Source organism: Flavobacterium hydrophilum, assembly GCF_003202405.1.
Lineage (GTDB): Bacteria > Bacteroidota > Bacteroidia > Flavobacteriales > Flavobacteriaceae > Flavobacterium > Flavobacterium hydrophilum.
The window spans coordinates 64,475-82,319 of the sequence record NZ_QJHL01000005.1 but is presented as its reverse complement, the minus strand read 5'-3'; the positions used below and the strand labels follow the sequence as shown (position 1 = coordinate 82,319).

At 32.3% G+C, this 17,845-nt stretch carries 22 protein-coding genes; 2 read left to right on the top strand and 20 right to left on the bottom strand.

Translation table 11 applies throughout. The features are described from left to right. Positions 1 to 457: 457 nt before the first annotated feature. From DMB68_RS18560 to DMB68_RS18515, 10 genes are all read right to left on the bottom strand, one after another. Positions 458 to 1,294 carry an XAC2610-related protein gene (locus DMB68_RS18560; RefSeq protein ID WP_110348134.1) on the bottom strand — a complete coding sequence of 279 codons (837 nt, stop codon included), beginning with the start codon at positions 1,292 to 1,294 and terminating at the stop codon, positions 458 to 460. Between the two features lie 97 nt (positions 1,295 to 1,391). Next, on the bottom strand, positions 1,392 to 1,751 hold the full coding sequence (locus DMB68_RS18555; RefSeq protein ID WP_110348133.1) for a bleomycin resistance protein: 360 nt from the start codon (positions 1,749 to 1,751) through the stop codon (positions 1,392 to 1,394). Positions 1,752 to 1,770: 19 nt separating this feature from the next. Next, positions 1,771 to 2,667, bottom strand: coding sequence for a cyclase family protein (locus DMB68_RS18550; protein ID WP_110348132.1), 897 nt, complete (start codon positions 2,665 to 2,667; stop codon positions 1,771 to 1,773). Positions 2,668 to 2,679: 12 nt separating this feature from the next. Continuing rightward, positions 2,680 to 3,237 (bottom strand): hypothetical protein, encoded by a 558-nt coding sequence (locus DMB68_RS18545; RefSeq protein WP_110348131.1) that lies wholly within the window; start codon positions 3,235 to 3,237, stop codon positions 2,680 to 2,682. A 117-nt stretch (positions 3,238 to 3,354) separates the two neighbouring features. Beyond that, positions 3,355 to 4,158 (bottom strand): hypothetical protein, encoded by an 804-nt coding sequence (locus DMB68_RS18540; protein ID WP_110348130.1) that lies wholly within the window; start codon positions 4,156 to 4,158, stop codon positions 3,355 to 3,357. 85 nt (positions 4,159 to 4,243) lie between these two features. Beyond that, positions 4,244 to 4,600 (bottom strand): hypothetical protein, encoded by a 357-nt coding sequence (locus DMB68_RS18535; protein WP_110348129.1) that lies wholly within the window; start codon positions 4,598 to 4,600, stop codon positions 4,244 to 4,246. 26 nt (positions 4,601 to 4,626) lie between these two features. After that, a complete protein-coding gene (locus DMB68_RS18530) occupies positions 4,627 to 5,223 on the bottom strand; it encodes a DJ-1/PfpI family protein (RefSeq protein WP_110348128.1) in 597 nt (198 codons plus the stop codon). Between the two features lie 18 nt (positions 5,224 to 5,241). Further along, a complete protein-coding gene (locus tag DMB68_RS18525) occupies positions 5,242 to 6,111 on the bottom strand; it encodes a TolB family protein (RefSeq protein ID WP_110348127.1) in 870 nt (289 codons plus the stop codon). A 183-nt stretch (positions 6,112 to 6,294) separates the two neighbouring features. Then, the gene (locus tag DMB68_RS18520) at positions 6,295 to 6,672 is read right to left on the bottom strand and encodes a nuclear transport factor 2 family protein (RefSeq protein WP_110348126.1); all 378 of its coding nucleotides are present in this window, start codon (positions 6,670 to 6,672) and stop codon (positions 6,295 to 6,297) included. Between the two features lie 152 nt (positions 6,673 to 6,824). Then, complete coding sequence (locus DMB68_RS18515) at positions 6,825 to 7,601, bottom strand: polysaccharide deacetylase family protein (protein ID WP_110348125.1); 777 nt, start codon at positions 7,599 to 7,601, stop codon at positions 6,825 to 6,827. 281 nt (positions 7,602 to 7,882) lie between these two features. Between DMB68_RS18515 and DMB68_RS18510 the strand changes: the two genes are divergently transcribed. Beyond that, positions 7,883 to 8,812: a sugar phosphate isomerase family gene (locus tag DMB68_RS18510; RefSeq protein ID WP_110348124.1), complete on the top strand. Its 930-nt coding sequence runs from the start codon at positions 7,883 to 7,885 to the stop codon at positions 8,810 to 8,812. 172 nt (positions 8,813 to 8,984) lie between these two features. Here the strand turns inward: DMB68_RS18510 and DMB68_RS18505 are convergent, their stop codons facing one another. From DMB68_RS18505 to DMB68_RS18490, 4 genes are all read right to left on the bottom strand, one after another. Beyond that, positions 8,985 to 9,797: a hypothetical protein gene (locus DMB68_RS18505; protein ID WP_110348394.1), complete on the bottom strand. Its 813-nt coding sequence runs from the start codon at positions 9,795 to 9,797 to the stop codon at positions 8,985 to 8,987. Positions 9,798 to 10,002: 205 nt separating this feature from the next. Beyond that, the gene (locus tag DMB68_RS18500; RefSeq protein ID WP_110348123.1) at positions 10,003 to 10,584 is read right to left on the bottom strand and encodes a hypothetical protein; all 582 of its coding nucleotides are present in this window, start codon (positions 10,582 to 10,584) and stop codon (positions 10,003 to 10,005) included. After that, positions 10,568 to 11,356 (bottom strand): alpha/beta hydrolase, encoded by a 789-nt coding sequence (locus DMB68_RS18495; RefSeq protein ID WP_110348122.1) that lies wholly within the window; start codon positions 11,354 to 11,356, stop codon positions 10,568 to 10,570. Before DMB68_RS18495 ends, DMB68_RS18500 begins: the two co-directional genes overlap by 17 nt. Positions 11,357 to 11,443: 87 nt before the next feature. After that, positions 11,444 to 12,058 carry a Crp/Fnr family transcriptional regulator gene (locus DMB68_RS18490; RefSeq protein ID WP_110348393.1) on the bottom strand — a complete coding sequence of 205 codons (615 nt, stop codon included), beginning with the start codon at positions 12,056 to 12,058 and terminating at the stop codon, positions 11,444 to 11,446. 409 nt (positions 12,059 to 12,467) lie between these two features. Between DMB68_RS18490 and DMB68_RS18485 the strand changes: the two genes are divergently transcribed. Continuing rightward, complete coding sequence (locus tag DMB68_RS18485) at positions 12,468 to 13,496, top strand: hypothetical protein (protein ID WP_110348121.1); 1,029 nt, start codon at positions 12,468 to 12,470, stop codon at positions 13,494 to 13,496. Between the two features lie 134 nt (positions 13,497 to 13,630). On the opposite strand, the gene DMB68_RS18480 is transcribed toward DMB68_RS18485, so the two are convergent. The 6 genes from DMB68_RS18480 to DMB68_RS18455 form a co-directional block, all read right to left on the bottom strand. Next, positions 13,631 to 14,050 carry a hypothetical protein gene (locus DMB68_RS18480; RefSeq protein WP_110348120.1) on the bottom strand — a complete coding sequence of 140 codons (420 nt, stop codon included), beginning with the start codon at positions 14,048 to 14,050 and terminating at the stop codon, positions 13,631 to 13,633. Positions 14,051 to 14,101: 51 nt separating this feature from the next. Further along, a complete protein-coding gene (locus tag DMB68_RS18475) occupies positions 14,102 to 14,314 on the bottom strand; it encodes a hypothetical protein (protein ID WP_124019451.1) in 213 nt (70 codons plus the stop codon). 79 nt (positions 14,315 to 14,393) lie between these two features. Then, positions 14,394 to 14,774 (bottom strand): hypothetical protein, encoded by a 381-nt coding sequence (locus tag DMB68_RS18470; RefSeq protein WP_110348118.1) that lies wholly within the window; start codon positions 14,772 to 14,774, stop codon positions 14,394 to 14,396. A gap of 295 nt (positions 14,775 to 15,069) precedes the next feature. Then, positions 15,070 to 15,633, bottom strand: coding sequence for a hypothetical protein (locus tag DMB68_RS18465; RefSeq protein ID WP_110348117.1), 564 nt, complete (start codon positions 15,631 to 15,633; stop codon positions 15,070 to 15,072). A 161-nt stretch (positions 15,634 to 15,794) separates the two neighbouring features. Next, complete coding sequence (locus DMB68_RS18460; RefSeq protein ID WP_110348116.1) at positions 15,795 to 16,406, bottom strand: hypothetical protein; 612 nt, start codon at positions 16,404 to 16,406, stop codon at positions 15,795 to 15,797. 341 nt (positions 16,407 to 16,747) lie between these two features. Beyond that, on the bottom strand, positions 16,748 to 17,827 hold the full coding sequence (locus DMB68_RS18455) for an efflux RND transporter periplasmic adaptor subunit (RefSeq protein ID WP_110348115.1): 1,080 nt from the start codon (positions 17,825 to 17,827) through the stop codon (positions 16,748 to 16,750). Positions 17,828 to 17,845: the final 18 nt, after the last annotated feature.

Genomic DNA, 17,845 nt, shown 5'->3' with positions numbered 1-17,845 from the left:
TACAGCACCTGAATGAATAATGTAACTAATTAATTTTTAACCAGTTAAATATTCATCGTTTTGATCAGACCATCCTGAAACGTATAAATGTGCTTTACTATTCCGTCAAACACTAAGCTGCCTTGTAAATCTTTTACATTTTGATGCACTTTAACCTCTAAGCTTCCATTTTCTCTTTCGGCAAAACCAACAGGTTCTACATTTGGATTTATTTCTGTCCTATTGTCTTGTTCAGTATTCCTTCATTTCATCGTGGCCAATTATATAGCCGCCTTCCCATGCTTTTGACCATTGCACATTTGCCTGCATTGTTGATAGGGCATTGTCATATTTCTCTCATTAAAAGCGGTATATGCTTTTTTGATTATGTCTTTCGATTAATTTGCCATATGAGTCCTTTTTTAATTAAGTTGTTTATGTTTGATTTCTGTTTATCAGAATGTCATTTCTTTCTGAATTATCTGCACTTGCTCGGATTTTGTTCGACTAATGCTTGTTTTTTTTCACTCCATTTAAAACAGCGTTCTTTTTCTAAAACCATTTTGTTTTTAATGACTTTGTATTCTGCAGTTGTAACACTTGATCCTGCGCAGCATTGGTTTGTTTCAATAATTCTTTTTCTTTTCTGATCAAATTCTAAGGATGTGCCGGAAAATGCACTTTCAAAGTATTTTTTTGTCTTTGGATTATAAAGAAAATATAAACTTGAAGTATTTGGACCTACATAACTGGATTCAAATATCGAGAAATCGGTAAATCCGTCAAAATTAAAATCTCCGGATGAAATACAATATAAACCCCTAAATTGACAATCAACATTAAATTTTTGAATGAGTTTATCTGTCTTTTTTTGAAAAATTTTAATTTCACTCACAGCCTGATAATCTGTTACTATTCTAAAATAATGATTGCCAACAGTAGCATATTGAATAATACCATCATCAATTTTCGCTTTTTTGGATAAAGTAATTTTTAACTGTTTTTCATTTTTAAGATCCTTCCAAATTCCTTCTATTGATTCACTTTCAGAATTAAATTTTTCAAAAGTCATGCTTGCACTTTTCTTTCCTTTTGAATCTTTTTCAAACAAAATTAGTTTTTCTTTTTCCAGATTTCCTTCCAAAATTATTGGACTATCAAAAGCAGAGTAAACATAAACTCCGTATGAACTTCCGGTAGTGTTGATTTCTGCAGATAATTCAATAGGATATTTACCTATAAATCCTGAATAGTTAATTTGTCCAAATAAATTTTTTGAACTAAAAATTATAATGAAATAAATTAGTTGTTTCATATTCTGTTTGGCCAAATGATAAATTTAAGTTGTTGTGATTGATGGGGTTGTGGAATGTGAAACAGAGTAGTTGAGTGTTTTAAGCTTTTAACTGTAATCAAGATATACTCTGTCCAAAAGTAAGCAGGTTATTATCAGGATCAAGCAGTGAAAATTCTTTTTGACCCCAGGGCTTAACTTGTAAATAGCCGTTTGGATGTATGCTTGTTTTATTATCTAAAAGGGATTGATATAAAGAATCAATATCGTCAGTTCTAATGTAAACCTGTCCGTAATTTTCTTTTGGGTCAAGTTCTTTAAATTCAAAGAAATGAATTTGAATACTATCTTTTTGCAGCATTAGATAATGATCAAAATCAGCATTTCCAAATTCATGAAAGCCAAGTTTATTGATGTAAAACTCTCTGGAGGCAGTTTTATCACGCATAGGTAATTTGGGGTTAACATCTGTAAGCATAATTATTCTTTTTTGTTTATTAATCCATTTTTTTCAATTTTGCCATTGCCCTTACCGGAAATGTCCCAACACCTTTAAATTTTGGCGGAATTGCACTAAACGTAAAACCATCTTCTGGTAGTAAATAAAGGTTACAAAGATGTTCAACTATCAATATCTCCGCACCTAAAAGAATAGTATGAACAGGTCTCGTTTTGCCTGATGTATTGTCTATATTATGAGAGTCAATCCCAACTAATTTAACTGAACAATCCCTTAAATATTGGGCAGCACCTTCTGTAAGATAAGGATGGTTTTCATAATATTTTTCAGTATTCCAATTATTGTCCCAGCCTGTATGAATTAAAACTGCCCTATTCCTGATCTCGTAGTTTTTTAAATGTTCTTCTGTTATTTCTAATGTTTCTGAAAACGGCACGCGAATTACAATTGTGTCAAGATCTGTAAAACATTCCAGCCCCACTTCTGAAAGATCTTTACCATTCTCAAATCTATGAAACGGACAGTCAATGTAAGTTCCTGTATTGGTAACCATTTCAATTTTTCCAATTTGAAACTCAGTTCCTTCTGCATAAAACTGTTTTGAGTTTTCTCTGCTCAAATAATCACAAACAATTGGAGCGGGCAAACCTTTGTATGTTATGAGCCCATGTTCTATTGTATGACTTAAATCAATCAGTATATCATTCTCGGTATTAAGATTGATTGGTTTTCTTTTATGAGGTTCTGTTACTATTTCCTTGTTCAGAATTTTGGTTTCTCCAACCATAAGGAGTCTTAAATCTTCGACAATATAGTCTTCAAGTTCTTTATCTGAGATAGTATCGCCCAAAATATCAAGCCTAAAATCCTGGCCTTTTATGCTTCCTCCGTTAGTAAAGTACAGTTCAAAATCAAATTTTACTCGTTTCTCCATGTTATCAATGTTTTAAACAGCTTCGATTGCTTTCCAGTTATCATTTTTTGTAAAATCTTTAATCACTTTTTTCATTGATTTTTCTACAAATTCTTTAAACATATTGGAATTGAAATTATTGATTCTTTTTGCGGAATAGTAATCTTTGTCTAATATTATACATTTTGTATCTAGATTGTAAACAATTAATCTAATCGTCAAAATTTTTTTATCAGAGAAGTTACTGTTTGTAATTTCCAGCTTTGTTGAAATTAAATAATTGAATCCGGTTTTAGATTTATAAAAGTCAAGTGCTTTTACAGATTTATCCAACGCTTTGTTAAATGAAGGAACCTCGTTCAAATCAGATAAATACTTAATATTATCATATTTTGATGTGAGTTTATTTTTATAAATTTCTGAAACTACGCTTTCTGTATTTAAATAAAACCTTTCTAATAAAGGCTCATCAATAAGCCATTTTCCTTGTTTTAAACTGGTATTCGTAGGTTTGATTGACAGATAATTATTATAGCGTGGACAACAAGAATAGGTTACTGCTAAAAAGATTATAAAAAGGAAATATTTCATTTTGGTAAAACGTTGGTTTTTAATTATTTAGATATTCAGTTGATTATATTTGTTCAATTCGGTTTTTATGTAAGTTGCTATTGAGTGACAGTCCGGCACTTATGCAGCATCAATTTCCTATTTGATTTTTTCAAAGTCTTCTCTTGTCATTACTGCTAACATTTCTTTTTTGCAATCCCAGATAGAAACATACTTTTTTGACATGACATAATGAGTTTTCATTTTTGCAAATTTTCCATATAACATTAATGTACAAATATCTGTCGATGTTATTAAATCATCTATGATATGGCTGTGGATTGTAGCTTCTATTTCGTCTTTACTGCCAAATTCGATTGGGATGAGACTTTTATGTAATTGTTTTTGTTTTATTAATTTACTGTTTTTGTCAAATGTCAATAAATAATCATTTCCAAAAATCATAACGCCATTATTTTTTGGACCAGTTAAAACAAATACTTTTTTCTCTTTATTGATTATTAGAGGAATCAAATTAAGGTTAGTATTATCATATCTTTTGTATAATGTGTCTGAGTTGATAATTTTTAAAGCTTCTGTTCTTATTTTATAGAGATCCTGCTCATTTCCTGTCAGCTCCCTTTCGGCCAAATCTGTTTTTGCAGTTTCAACCTTAAAATTGGCATCGAAGCTGATTGTTCCTAAGACTTTTGGATTTTCATCTTTTGAATAGAAAATACAGGTTGAGGTTTCATTTTGGGTGTAAGAGAGATAACCGCCTATTTTTTCTTTTTCGCTATATTTTTCCATGAAAATATCGGTTCCGTACCATGAGGCCATTTCGGATTTATACAACATTTTTCCTTCTTCAATAATAGCAGTGGTTTTACTGTCAATTTTTGATTGCCCCAGACAGCTAAATCCAAATAATACAGTAAAAAGACAACAGAATGTGAATTTCATAAAATTAATAAGTTAAGAGTTTTTTTTGTGCTTTTGTCAACGTTCTGCAGCCTTGTGTAAGTGTTTGCTAAACGAAAATACGATTTTATACCTTTAGTTTATGATCGCATTCAGTTGCCAAATCAAGTTCATACAGTCTTTTAATTATTTTTTGGTCTGTTCCGCCATACCTAACGGCAGAAACACAAGAAACAGCAATTGCATTTATTGCCTGTTCAATTTCTTCTTCTGTTTGGGGCTGCCTAATGAAATAACAGCCATTCTCAGAATGTCCAATTAAACCTTCTGCTTCAGCTTCAGGTGCCCCGCATAAAGTGCAGCCGTTTTTTTCTACATAGAAATCTCCGGAAGCATTGAGCTCATGTCGAGCTCTGCAAGCTATAAGTGTAGAAGTAGAAGTTGGTTTGGAACGGTGTCCAAAAATGTTTTTAAAAATCCCCATGTGATTACTATTCTAAATGAAATGATTTATGCTGTAATAGCAATATCATATTCCATTCTCTTTGCTGTAGTTTCGGCAATTTCAAGTCCGTAAAGCTTTTTAATGATGTGAAAAGACATATTGATACCTGAAGAAATTCCTCCTGAAGTAATTATAACATTTTGATCAACAAATCTCACATCTTTAACTACAGTAATATTAGGATATTCTTTTTCCAGTCTTGGAATGTCCATCCAGTGTGTGGTGGCTTTTTTGTGGTCAAGTAAGCCGGCTTCGGCTAAGAGAAAAGCACCTGTACAGACAGAAGCCAGAATTTTAACTTTCTGATTTTGTGTTTTAATCCACTCAATGACTTTTTTATTTTTAATCTCAATTTCTTCTGCACCGTATCCTCCCGGAATAATCAAAATATCCAAATCAGGAGTTTCATTAAAACTGACATTAGGCTGTATTTTTAAACCGTTTCTTGCGGCAATCATTTCTCCGTTCTCGGTTATAGTGATTACTTTAAATAATTTTTCATTTTCATTTTCGGCGATTGAAAAAACTTCAAATGGCCCGGCAAAGTCAAGAACTTCAACTTCATTAAAAATAAATATTCCAACGTTTAATCTATTTGTCATACGGGTTTTATTACAGTTTTATTTGTATTTGTTGGTGTCAAAGTCAATGAAGTATAGATTTTCCTTAAATCGATCAGCATCTTTTTCTTGCCTTGAAAAGTAAAGCCTTTTCTCTTTTTCATGAACAAACGGACAGAACTCCGCAAATTTTGAGTTAATGGGACTGCCTAAATTTTTTGGAGCTGTCCATTTACCCTTTCTTTTAAATGAGATGTACAGGTCAACTTCTCCAAGTCCGGATTTATCTGAAGAAAAATAGATAATGTATTTTCCATCTGGCGAAATATACGGATTAGATTCTCTTTCTTTGGTGTTAATCGGAAAGCCCATATTTTGAGGTTCCTGGTATTTTCCATCTTTTAATATAGAATAATAGATATCAGACAATCCTGTCTTGTTGTCGTTCTCTTTCATGAAATAAATCGTGCCGTCTTTCGTCATTGAAGCATACGACTCAGAGGCTTCAGAATTGATATTGCCTTCAAGCCTGTATGGTTGTGACCAGCCTTTATTAGTAAGACGTACTGCCCAGATATCAAAATCTTTTCTGTCGGATGGTCTGTTTATGTTTCTGTTTGATTGAAAAAGGATTGTTTTGCCGTCAGGAGAAAACATAGGATCAATATCTTTCCATTGACCTGAAGCTGACGAAAAAGAAGCAATACGAGGTTTAATCCATTTCCCATTTTCTTTAATAGATTCCATTATGGTCAATGTATCTCTTTTTCCTTTAGACATAACCCATAATGCGGTTTTAGAATCCGGTGAAATTGTCAAACCGAATTCACCGTTATTAGAGATATTGTGAGGCTCAAATATGACGGGTGTTTGCTGTCCGTTTATGTAAGATGTCAAAAATAAGAGGATAAAAGGAAAAGTGAGTTTCATTTTTGTTAAGTATTAAAAGACCAACTGCTTGTGAATTTGAATCATAGCCATATTTATGATTTAGTTTTAAAGATAAACAAATTTTATCTTATTAATCTTAATAAGGAAGATGAAAAAAATAACTTATATGAAAAATGCCAGAAGCTCTATTTCCCTCTGGCTTTTTTCTGTCAACATTTAGTTTTACTGCTGCGATAATTCAACTTCTGTATGAAGTACACAAACCCAGTTTTCGTTTTCTTTGACCCAGGTAGAAGTGCAGGCACATTTCATGGGAGGTTTTTGTTCATCGCCAGCTATTCCTAACTCTATCAGATAGGCAATTACTGCGGCATTTTCGCCAATCATCTGGGTTTCGGTTCCGGAGATATTTATAACTTTTATTTTTGCTCCTTCACCAGATTCAAACATTTTTTTAAAAGAAGCTTCATCTACATTTTGCACACCATGTTTGCCTGCAATAATACACGGAAAACGAGTAAGTTCTTTGACAACTTCATAGTTGTGGTTTTCCATTCCCTGCCAATATTTTTTCTCTAATTCAATTATTTGCGTTTCCATAATGACTTATTTAGATTAAACAGTCTTACAAAGTTCAACTAATAATGAAAAGATATAGTGAACTTTAACATAGATTTAGAAAACGATGTATAGTTGTTTTTGTAATGTAATCGTTTGAAAATGTGGTAAAAAGAAAAGTTTAGGGGGCATCTTTAAACGCCGTTCTGTAAATTATACAATTCGGATATTGTATAAAATTTCATATTGTTATCTTTTACATATTTACAAATTTCAATTAGTGTCTGATATTCTGTTTCATAATTATTTTTACAAACAGTTACTGGTTTATGACCATAAAAAACAACTATTTTATTTTTGTTTTTTGCATATTCCAAAAGCGATAAAAAGTACGAATTACTAAAATGTGGATAACTTTTATCAATTCCCAATCCATACACAATCCTGTCATAATTATAAAAACAATTTTGCGAAGACGGAGCAGATTTACCATAAGTTGTTCCCCGGATTATTTGAAATTCATTAAGAAGTAAATTGTCGGTTGTTGTGTTTCTTGAACCGTATGGGTATGCAAACGAGGTAGTTGGTAAGTTGCTTTTATTCATTAAAGTAACCATTGGAAAAATCTCCTGATTCAGATATGCACTTCCTCCATTTGATGAAACAAATGTTGTTGCATTTAAATGATTTAAACCGTGTGCACCAATCTCATGTCCGTAACTTTTAAAATCTTTTAATTTATTAATTTTATCAGCCGACAATTGATTAAATCGGGTTATAAAAAATGTTGCTTTCCAATCGTATGACTCTAAAATATGATTAACGTCAGACCATTCATCTACATAATCATCATCAAAAGTTATAACTACGCCAGATTGTAAATTTGATTGTTCAATAGGACTATCATCACTTTCACTGCAGGAAAATAGTATTATACTTAAAATTGATAGAAGGTGTTTTTTTGTATTCAAATTATTCTTTTCGTTTTCCTACGATTCTGCCAACTTCAGTCTGCTAAAACGTCCGTTTTATGGCCGGCAAATATAACAAAAGAATTGTATATCCCTTTTCAACAGCTACACGAAAGAATTAGTGCAGGGCGGTTGGCATGGAATTTTAAAACTAAATTTGAAAGTTGTTTTTTGTACTTTTGATTTTTAGTGCTCAACTGAAAGTTTTTGTATTTAAAACGACCATTTTTAAGCACTCATGATATATGATAATAATAAATCAGAATAAATAAGTAATTAGAATGAATAAAATCAACTCAAAATTTACAAGATACGAAGACAACAATAATGTGTGGCTGTCTCAAAACAGTGACCAGGAATTTAATTTTACAGATTATGGGATAACACCCACTATTCTTAGCAGTGAAGCTGAGGTTGGCCAGGCAATGCTAAATGAGCTTTACAGCACTGCGGCATTAAAAGAAGGTGATATTAATATTGCCCTTCTTGGCGGGCGAGGAGCGCAGGAGTTGCACCGTTTATTGGGTGAATTAGCCAAGTCAGCCGATCAGGATGAGCTTCTTTCAAGGCTAAACGTGTTTACTCAGGATGCGCTTGCTCCTTTAAGCATGAATAATGGTTTAAGTTTTGTCAGGGATTTTGAGCGTATTTTAGGTGATGCTTTTTTCAAAAAAATAAAAAGTTTTACACCAATGCGTACCGATAGCACAGATATAAAAGATTTAGAATCAAAGCTTGTGGCATATTTGACCAAACTGGAAGAATTAGGTGGTTTGGATATCTTTTTCATCGGCCATGGCCCGGAAGAAAATCAGGCATCACACCTTGCTTACATTAAACCTTTCTCGGGAGCTAAGAATCATCATATTGCAGGGTTAATTCCAATATCGGGCAGTATTTTAGAACATCATATTAATAAGTTTAAAGCGGGTGGAAGCCTTATAAATGAAAACGATGAAAAGGAATGTCGATCTGCAGAGTATATTCTCACTTTAGGACCGGCTGCTATATTGCAAGCCAAAAAGATTGTTCAGTCTGTAGTAGATGCCGATTCTGCACCAGCTAAAATTCAAACGTATGCTAATGTCCTTAAAACAAACCTGAGTTCAGATAAAGAGGAAGCGTTACAGCAATTAAATTCAAATCCGGGATTATGGATCAGGCTACATGGTAATGCCAGATCTTTCGTATTGCCTAATTTAGGTGTTTAATATAGAGGAGGGTTAGTGTAATTTATTGTCAATTTGTTTCAAAGCCAGAATATAAGCATTCGTTTGGGCGGTATCATTAAGTTACGGGACATTTCGTCAGTTCGAGTGTTTTGTTAAAAAAGCTATTGCATTATTAATAAAAATTACTCGAAGTGACGAACGATGAAAATCTCTAATTTTCAAGCCAGCTATGAAATTTGATATTATTCCAGCCATAAATGGAAATACTGACACCAGAATTTTTTTCAATGTTTGCAGCAGAATAATTGTTTAAAATAGCCGCCAGTTTGTTGAATTCCTTAACATCCTTATATTTAAAAAATTTCGAAGGATGATTGACCCAGTTTCCGTTAGTTGTTTCAGGATAAGGTATTCTTCCCTCGCCCTCGAATTCAAATTCTGTAAAATCCGGGTTTTGCTTTACCAACGTATAAAAAGCATTATAAATTTCTGTATTGTTCTTATTTGTTCCGCACACATAGGCAAATGAATTTGTCGGAATCCTAAAAGTTTTGTTGTACAGTGAGGTTGTAAAGTGCTTTTCAATGAGTGCAATAGCTATTTTTTGGGCAGTAATGTCTATGGAATACTGATCAATTTTATCGCCGTTTATAAACGTAATTTTATCTGTGTTTTCCGGTAAGTCAATATAAGATATTGCTGGTCCAATTGCAGTAAAACAGCCACCCGGTTCTGCTATTTTGTCAATTCGCACGATGAGTTCGTTTCCTTTTGCAAACTGAGTCGTACTTATACCAAAATTGATGCATGGAAATTCCTCTTCGGTAATTAGTTTTAATTTTAAAACTGGCGATTTTGAGGCGTCTGCACCGGGATATATTTCCTCCGGCATAAAATTAATAGCTGAGACAACAGACTTTTTGGTAATATAGTTATAATAATCGGAGCTATTGTTCTTGTTGTCATCAGAACTGCAGGCATTCATCATAAATCCAATCAGGATCAGTAATGTAATTTTTTTCATAATAACTGGTTTATTTACATAGATGATTTTTTTTATAAAAGGTTGCGTAAAATGGCTAAAATATAAAATTGAATATAATTTTCTTGCTTGCATATGTACATTCAATCTGATTGAGAGACAATACATATGCTCCCACACGAAAGGATTCGTGCAGGAGCGGGGAAGTTCCTGTTTTTGATATGTTGAGGAAATTTGGATCAGAATATTAATTAGCCAACGTTTTAGTCCAGCCTATTCCAAATTGATAACCTGATTGCGCTTTGTCAGCTATTAAAGGTAAAAAACCATATACTCCTATATAATTGGCATGATTGATCTTGTATTTTGGAGCAAAAAGTAAACCATAGTTTATAAAAACTTCACGATTAGAGTAATCTATTTCAAATCCTGCACGTTTATTTACGAGGGTTCCCTTTGTATATGCAAAACTGGCACCTACAGGAACTTCGAAATTCAATTGTATTTTGGAGAAATTTAAAGAATAACCAACGTTTATTGTAGGCACTAACCGCATGTCAACATCATTCTTTAAATAAGCTAATGGTTCCGATTCACCTTTAAAATCAAAATAAGCAGCAAGAGACATTCCTAATGTAAAATAATGTTTGCTTTGGTATAAGGGCACCGTATACTTACTATACACACCATAATAGATGGCTTCATCACCGGCAATAATTGCCCCGCCCTCTAGTGAATTATTGTTTTTTCTGTCGTTTTGAGAGAAAGTAAAATTACAATACAATAAAGTAAAAATAACAAGAACGCTTTTTCTAATTACTAAACACATAATCTAATCCTTTTTTAAATCCTTTATTAGCTGCACCTGAATGACCACTCTTCTTTATATATTCTGATTTGTGTTTAAAATTTGAAAAAGACCGGCTGTCTAATATTTTATTCATTTGCTCAAACGATCCCAATGAAACACCTCCTTCCAGAGTTCCCATACCATTGAAAAATTTTACGGGCAAATCAGTATGTGTATCTGCATATTTTTTTTCGTATTCGAAAATAATGCCTGAATCATACCAGTAGGATGTTCCAATAGCCACAAATTTGTCAAAAGGGTTTGATATTCTGTCCTTAGCCATAACATACTGAGTAAATAATCCGCCAAATGAGTTACCAATTAATGTTTTATTGTTAGACTTGTCTATATTATATCTTGCTTCTAATTCAGGAATTAATTCATCTTTTAAAAACAAATAAAAATTGTCAGCTCCACCAGAACCTTTGTCATATACTGTGGGTGTGTAATCTCTATTCCGTTTTTTACTGTTACCGATACCAATAAATACAGATGGCGGCATACTGCCATTAACCACTTTCTTTGAAATTAACTGAGAAATAGTATTAAAATGCAAATCACCATCCAAACCAATTACTAATTGATTAATTGGCTCCGGACTGTAATTTTGTGGCAGATATACATAAATAACGTAATCTTCTTTATGTATAGTTGATTTTAAGACAAACTGCTCAGTTGTCCCAGTAATCTCAAAATCGTCAGCTTTACTGCAGCTGATTAATAAAAATAATAATAATGAAATGTGTTTCATGTGTATAAAAGTTAATATTTTTTTTACAAACATAGAGTAACTTTATACAGTAAAACTTATTCGAAATCAAGAAATTCAGATCAGATGCTAAGTCTTTTTCAGGTACTTTTTTTTAACTCTGCTATATGTTTCCGGGGTTATGCTGAGATAGTTGGCAATTAGTTTTTGAGGAACTTCTTTTAAAAAATCTTCCGATTTTGCGATTGAAAGTAAAAATAACTCAAATTTTTTATAAGCATTTTTATGTTGTAGTACTAAGGATCTTTTTTCTCGTTCCAAATGAACCTGTTCATATAATTTAGTGTAGATATAACAGAAATCATGATTTTCCAGTAACAATCTTTCAGCATCAGATTTTTCTATAAATATGATTTCTACATCGGTAAGGGCTTCTTGTATTTGGTTTGAAGGGGTATTTTCTACATAGCTTGTAAAACAGTTATAGCTCATGCCTGCAAGCGAAAAATCGATTGTACATAAATTGTCATCTACAATTACATATTGATGAACAACTCCTTTTAATACTAAACTGGTTTTAGTTTCAATTTGCCCAAAATCTAAAATTATTTCATTTTTTTTATAGGTTCTCTTTTTACAAATATTTGCAATAGGTTCAAAATTTTTGCTTGAAATAGAATGAACCTGATTAAAAAAATTAAATAAAATTTCCTTTTCTGATGATTGAATGTCGCTGTGATTCATTTCGTTTATATAGTCCGCTAAAAATGTTTTGGAAAAAAATCTGTTAGTTTTGCCCAAATATAATGATTGTATTGATGTAAGTGAAAGTGGTGTGTTAAGAAATGCGGGAGTGGGGTGGCTGTTCAGATAGATTACTATATAATAAAATTTATAAGAAACTTTTGTTTTAATAGCCGCGTTGCAAATGCTATAATTTATCTTTTAATTTATGTAGGTACTCGTTGCAAACGAGCGCCAGAGAGGGAGACATCTTTAAATCAATGTTTATGAATCGTCTGTTCTTGAAGATATAATATCATCTATATCTTTTTGTGTGAATTCTGTTTTATCTAATTAAGCTTGATATCAATTTTTTTTGTGATAAATGTAAGAATTTATTTTTTTTTTGTATAAACCAAATTAACAAATTATGTCTAATCTTAGCAACATATCTACTGCGTTAACCACCACCATAAAAGATTCTGATATACATGGAGTTACAGGTGACTTATTGGAAGTTATTCTCGACAAATCATTTAAGGATGGAATTTTAAAGGATATTCCAATAATCAGTACAATTATTGGTTTTGTAAAAGCCGGAATCAAAATCAATGATGCATTATTTTTCAAAAAAATATTACACTTGATTGCTCAAATAAATGATGTTCCAGCAGAAGAACGTGGAAAAGTAATTAGTGAAATAGATGAATCAAAAAATTATAGAGTTAAAATTGGTGAAAAGCTATTGTTTATTGTAGATAAATGTGACGACCACGAAAAAGCGGAAATAATCGGATATTTATTTAAAGAATTTTTGAAAAGAAAAATGGCTTATGATGAATTTCTCCGATGTTGTTCTATAATTGAAAAGTGTGTTATTAACGATTTGTTAGTTTTTTTAAATAACGATATAAAGCGATACTATACGATAAACGATGGCGAGGAATTATTAAATGTGGGTATGCTTACACTATCTTTAAAAAATATCAGAGATAATAATATATATTTAAATATTTCAAAAGGAGGCGAATTACTCAGAATACACCTTCTGGAGTATTTAAAGAATCGTAATTTGCAGGTGCGACTGAAGAATTTTTCAGAAATTCAAAAGCATATTGATTATATTTTAACTTCTTATAGGAATGATGACAATTGGAATAATTTATTAACTCGAACGGTCGAAACTTCAGCTGAATTATGTAATAATTATAAAATTTCTGATGATGAATTTAATTCAATCATTTTTAGTATTTTCAAAGGACTTGCTACAGAACCAAAAAGTTATAATCTTATATATCGTTATGAAAGTACCGTTACTGACATGGTTAAAGCTATAAATGAATACATTGCGATTATCATTAAAAAAAATGACTTGAATGGAAATGATTTTGATATGGCGAGATGGAAACAATTTGAAAAATACTTTGAAGAAAATAAACGACAGATAAATAAATTATAATTGGAAGGGGGGTATTCCAATATATTTTTAAATGCAATTCTGTACTAACGTTGTGCAGATTTGAACGGATAAATATGTTTTTTAAAATTAGAAATGAAATTTAAGATTCGATTTTACAAAAATCAAGGTTATTATTAGAGAGACTTATAAAAATCTTCTCTTGAAGAAGGCATAAAATAAGAATAGCTAGTAACACATTTATCATCTGGAAAACTATTTTTAAGTTTTGACTCATATTCTTCTGCACAATCTAAATCAACAACACTTAGAACTAAACATATAGAACCATCAATATTTACCTGAATTGCTGCTTTTGGGCAAAATATTTTATTTGTGTTTTCAAAATAAAAAGTAAAAGATCTGCCTTGTTTGTCCAAAACATAATTCCACATTTCCGGAAAGTTTTCTGTCTCAAAAAGAACTGGCAAACTATATTTTGGTGATTCATAAAATTCATCAGAAGAAATATACCCTTGAAGAAACTTTTCCTTAAAGCAGATTAATTTGTCTTTTGAGAATGAAGGTATAAATACCATTACATCAATTAACTCCATTATTTTTAATTCGATATTTTAGTTTTTCCGAAGATAAGAATTTCTCACTGATTAGGTTAAAAATTGTTGGAGTTTGAATTTGTTTTGTAGTATTAATTGTTTTAAATTTTCTTTCCAGCTTTTGCATATTGAACCGCCTGTGTCATTGTCATGTGTGTCGTTAACAATATCATTTATGAGATAATCTAATGAAGCAATAATTTTTTTCTCGGCTATATTTCTCGGCGTACCGCCTCTGGAAACGTGATGTTTTACTTCAGGCAAATCAGATAGCTTTTCATTAGAAGACTTCGTAGAGCCGAGTTGCAAACGCTACAATTTATCTCTTAATTTATGCAAGCCTCTATGAAAGCCCTTTAAAAATATCTATCCATTGATTGTCTTCAGGTAAAAATGAAATAAATTTATTTTCAGTTCCTTTTTGGATTTTAATACGACCACATTTCTCACATAAAAACATTTCGTTTTCGTATTTCAATTTATATCTTAAAATGATATCATTGATAACATCAGAGTCTGGTAAGTTTTGATATAGCTCAGAGTCAAAATATTTTTTTAACCATTTTTCCCGCTCACTATTTTTAATTGCATTTATAAAACTATTGATATCCTCATTATAATTTATAGCGTCAAGATCCTGGTCACGAATAAAATGTGCCTTATAGCTAATGTTATCAGTTCGATCAACAATAATATGTCCGCAGATACAACCAAGTTTTCCCATTTTTGTATTGTGTTTTGTTTACCGTAGCGCAGAATTACATTTTGTGCTCGTAAAGTAAAGCAAAATAATTTGTCATTAGTTTGTGTGAAAATATCAAAATAAATCTAAAAACACACACTAAATCTAAATCATTTTCTAAATCCCTCTGGTGCTCGTTTGCAACGAGTATCTGTCTTTTATTTATGAAAACAGGATAAAGCGTTTACGCGGCTTTTCAGGTAGATTGGCTAATTATTTTTGTAAGAAATTTTTGTTTTAATAGCCGCGTTACAAACGCTATAATTTATCTTTTAATTTATGCTGGCACTCGTTGCAAACGAGCGCCAGATGGGATTCTGAAAAGTAAAATGATTGCATAAATTTGAAGTATTGTCTGAAATATATTAACTACACCAACAATTGGATTATTTAAAATGTTCAAAATTATAAATGGAATTCCAATCACTCCAAAAATCATTAAAACTAACAAAACATATTTTATCCAGTCGTTGCCTTTGCTTACTAAATAACCAATTCCAGTTATTATTCCTAAAGTAAATACAGCTACCACAATTGCGAAATTATTATTAAATATTTCTGGACTTAAAAATGCATTAATTACACCTAAAGCTGCAGATGTATAAATAAGGTTAGCTGCCTTTTTATGATTTGGATGAATAATTATCTCTTTAACTTTTGATTTTTCAGAAATCATCGACGATATTCTTTGTGTTTCTATTTCGGAAAATTCTCTTCCTCTTGATTTAAGAATTTCAAAGGCTAAAATATTCGCTTCAGGAACAAAACGATTCTCTTTCTTTATATACTCTTCTAATTCTTTGTCCGATTTAGATTCTAAAACGCTCTTTTTTACACTCATAGTTTGTTTGATAATTGCCTACAACGTTAGGCCGATAACCGATCGTGGCAGCCATGTGGAGATTATTTTCTCGGTTTGTGAATATACGGAAATCGGAACGAAACTCTTCCCGTTTGTCAACATGCTGCAATGGCGGTTAGCGGCGGTTGTGCGAAGTGTTATTACCATTCTATTCCAGCCCAAGTTCCAGGTTCATAGTAATAATCATCTCTTAAGGTAAAAAGGGTCGCTTTTGGTTTTAGCATGGAAGTTAACTCTTGCCAATTAATAGGTTGATTTTGTTCGCTTTCAATTTTATACTTATAATAATAAAGTGTAATCATTAACAATGCTCCAACACAATTGTAGGCGTTTTTCAAATTCGCTTGTTCGAAATTCTCAGTTCTGTTGTGCTTAATATTATTATTAGCAATCCACCAATCTGGACTGTTGTTATCATCATTGGATTGCCAATTTAACCATGGCACGCTTGACATTCCAAATCTTGGAATTTGTACAATTTCTTCGGTAATGATTGGAAGATCTTGCTTAATAATGTCTCTATAGTGCTTAATGTTTTGAGGATCACTTCCAGGCCTTATTAATTTGCATAATTTTTTCATCAAACCATCTATCTCTTGCGTGCCAGCCATTATAATCCTTGCCAATTCGATTGAGAAGGTAGAATTATTTGCTTCTGAAAATTCGACATATCGTGATATTTTCTCAAAATCACTTTCGATAGCTAAAAAGTAGTTCCAATGTATGTTCGACGCTTGATAGATTATTCCCATATGTTGATGATTTCGTTAAACATTTCGTACAACTTGTATATACTCGCTACAAAATAGCGACAATCTACCCAAATTTTGGAGCATATACGAAGTTTGTTTAGTATTATTTTTTTTCAAAAATATCATTTTTACAAATATAAACAACCACGTACTTATACCCGATTTATTTTAATGAATTCTAAACCCCTAGCCCTGATAGCAGCGATATCCTTTTTCTGGCTCCTTTAGCCAGGAAAAGATATAGCGTATAGCAGGAATCAGCTCCTTAAATAAAAAAAGTGCTATAAAACCAAGTCTTACAGCACTTTCGAACAAATCAATAATTAATTAAAGCGTACAGGTTATTCGTTTATGACATCGCCTTCCTTAATTTCTTCGCTGGCGATTTTTACCAGTTTGTCTTTCGGGTTCAGGTCTCCAAATATTTCAATTTTATCGTCTATTTCCCTTCCTTTTTTTACATCTACTCTTGTGGCTTTGTGATTGACTACTTTGATCACAAACATCCCTTCGGCAGCATTCACCAAAGCCGATTTTGGAACTACAAACGTGCTGTCTTTCGCGTTAAGCGGTAACGAAACTTCGGCTACCATTCCGGGTAATAAATTGCCTTTGGTGTTGTGAACGTCCATTTCGACTCTTTCAGAACGTAATTTCAAATCCAAAGCGCCAGACATTCTGGTGATTGTTGCTTTAAACGTTTCCGGCAATGATTTTACGTTAAAACTCATTTCGTCGCCATTGTGTAAATAGCCGGTGTACAATTCGGGAACTGAAACAGCCAGACGCAATTTGTTTTGCTGCTGAATCGTCAATAATGGCGAACTTGAACTAGGACCAACAAAGGTTCCTAAATTCACGTTTCTGGATGCCACAACACCATCAAAAGGCGCACGGATTTCAAGATAACCTCTCATGATCGAAACTTCTTTATGTGCTGCAATCGCTGCCTGATATTGTGCGTAGTCAGAGTTCTTTTTTCCGCTCGCCATTTCCAGATCGTTTTTAGAAATCGTTCCTTCGACCTTGCTCGTTTCGAACAAACGGTTGTAGGTGCTTTTACTGGTGGCGTAAATCGCTTCCATAGATTTCAGTCTTGATTCGGCTGCAGCCAGTTGTGAACTGATTTCCGGTGCTTCCAGAACGATCAAAAGCTGTCCTTTGGTTACTTTTGAACCAATATCTACTTTCAGCGTTTTTACGAAACTGCTCACTTTGGCATACAAATCTACCTGTTGGAATCCGGTTAATTCGGCAGGTAAACGCAATTCGGTAGTCAGTTTTTCTTTTGCCAGAAGAAAGGTTTCCGTTTTCGGTTCGATTGCTGCCGTAGCAACTTCTTCCTTTTTAGAATTACAGCTGTTCAGGAAAAATAATGCTGCAAAAAACAGCGCGGTTGGTTGGAGTATTTTAGTCTTCATTTTATGATTTTATATAAA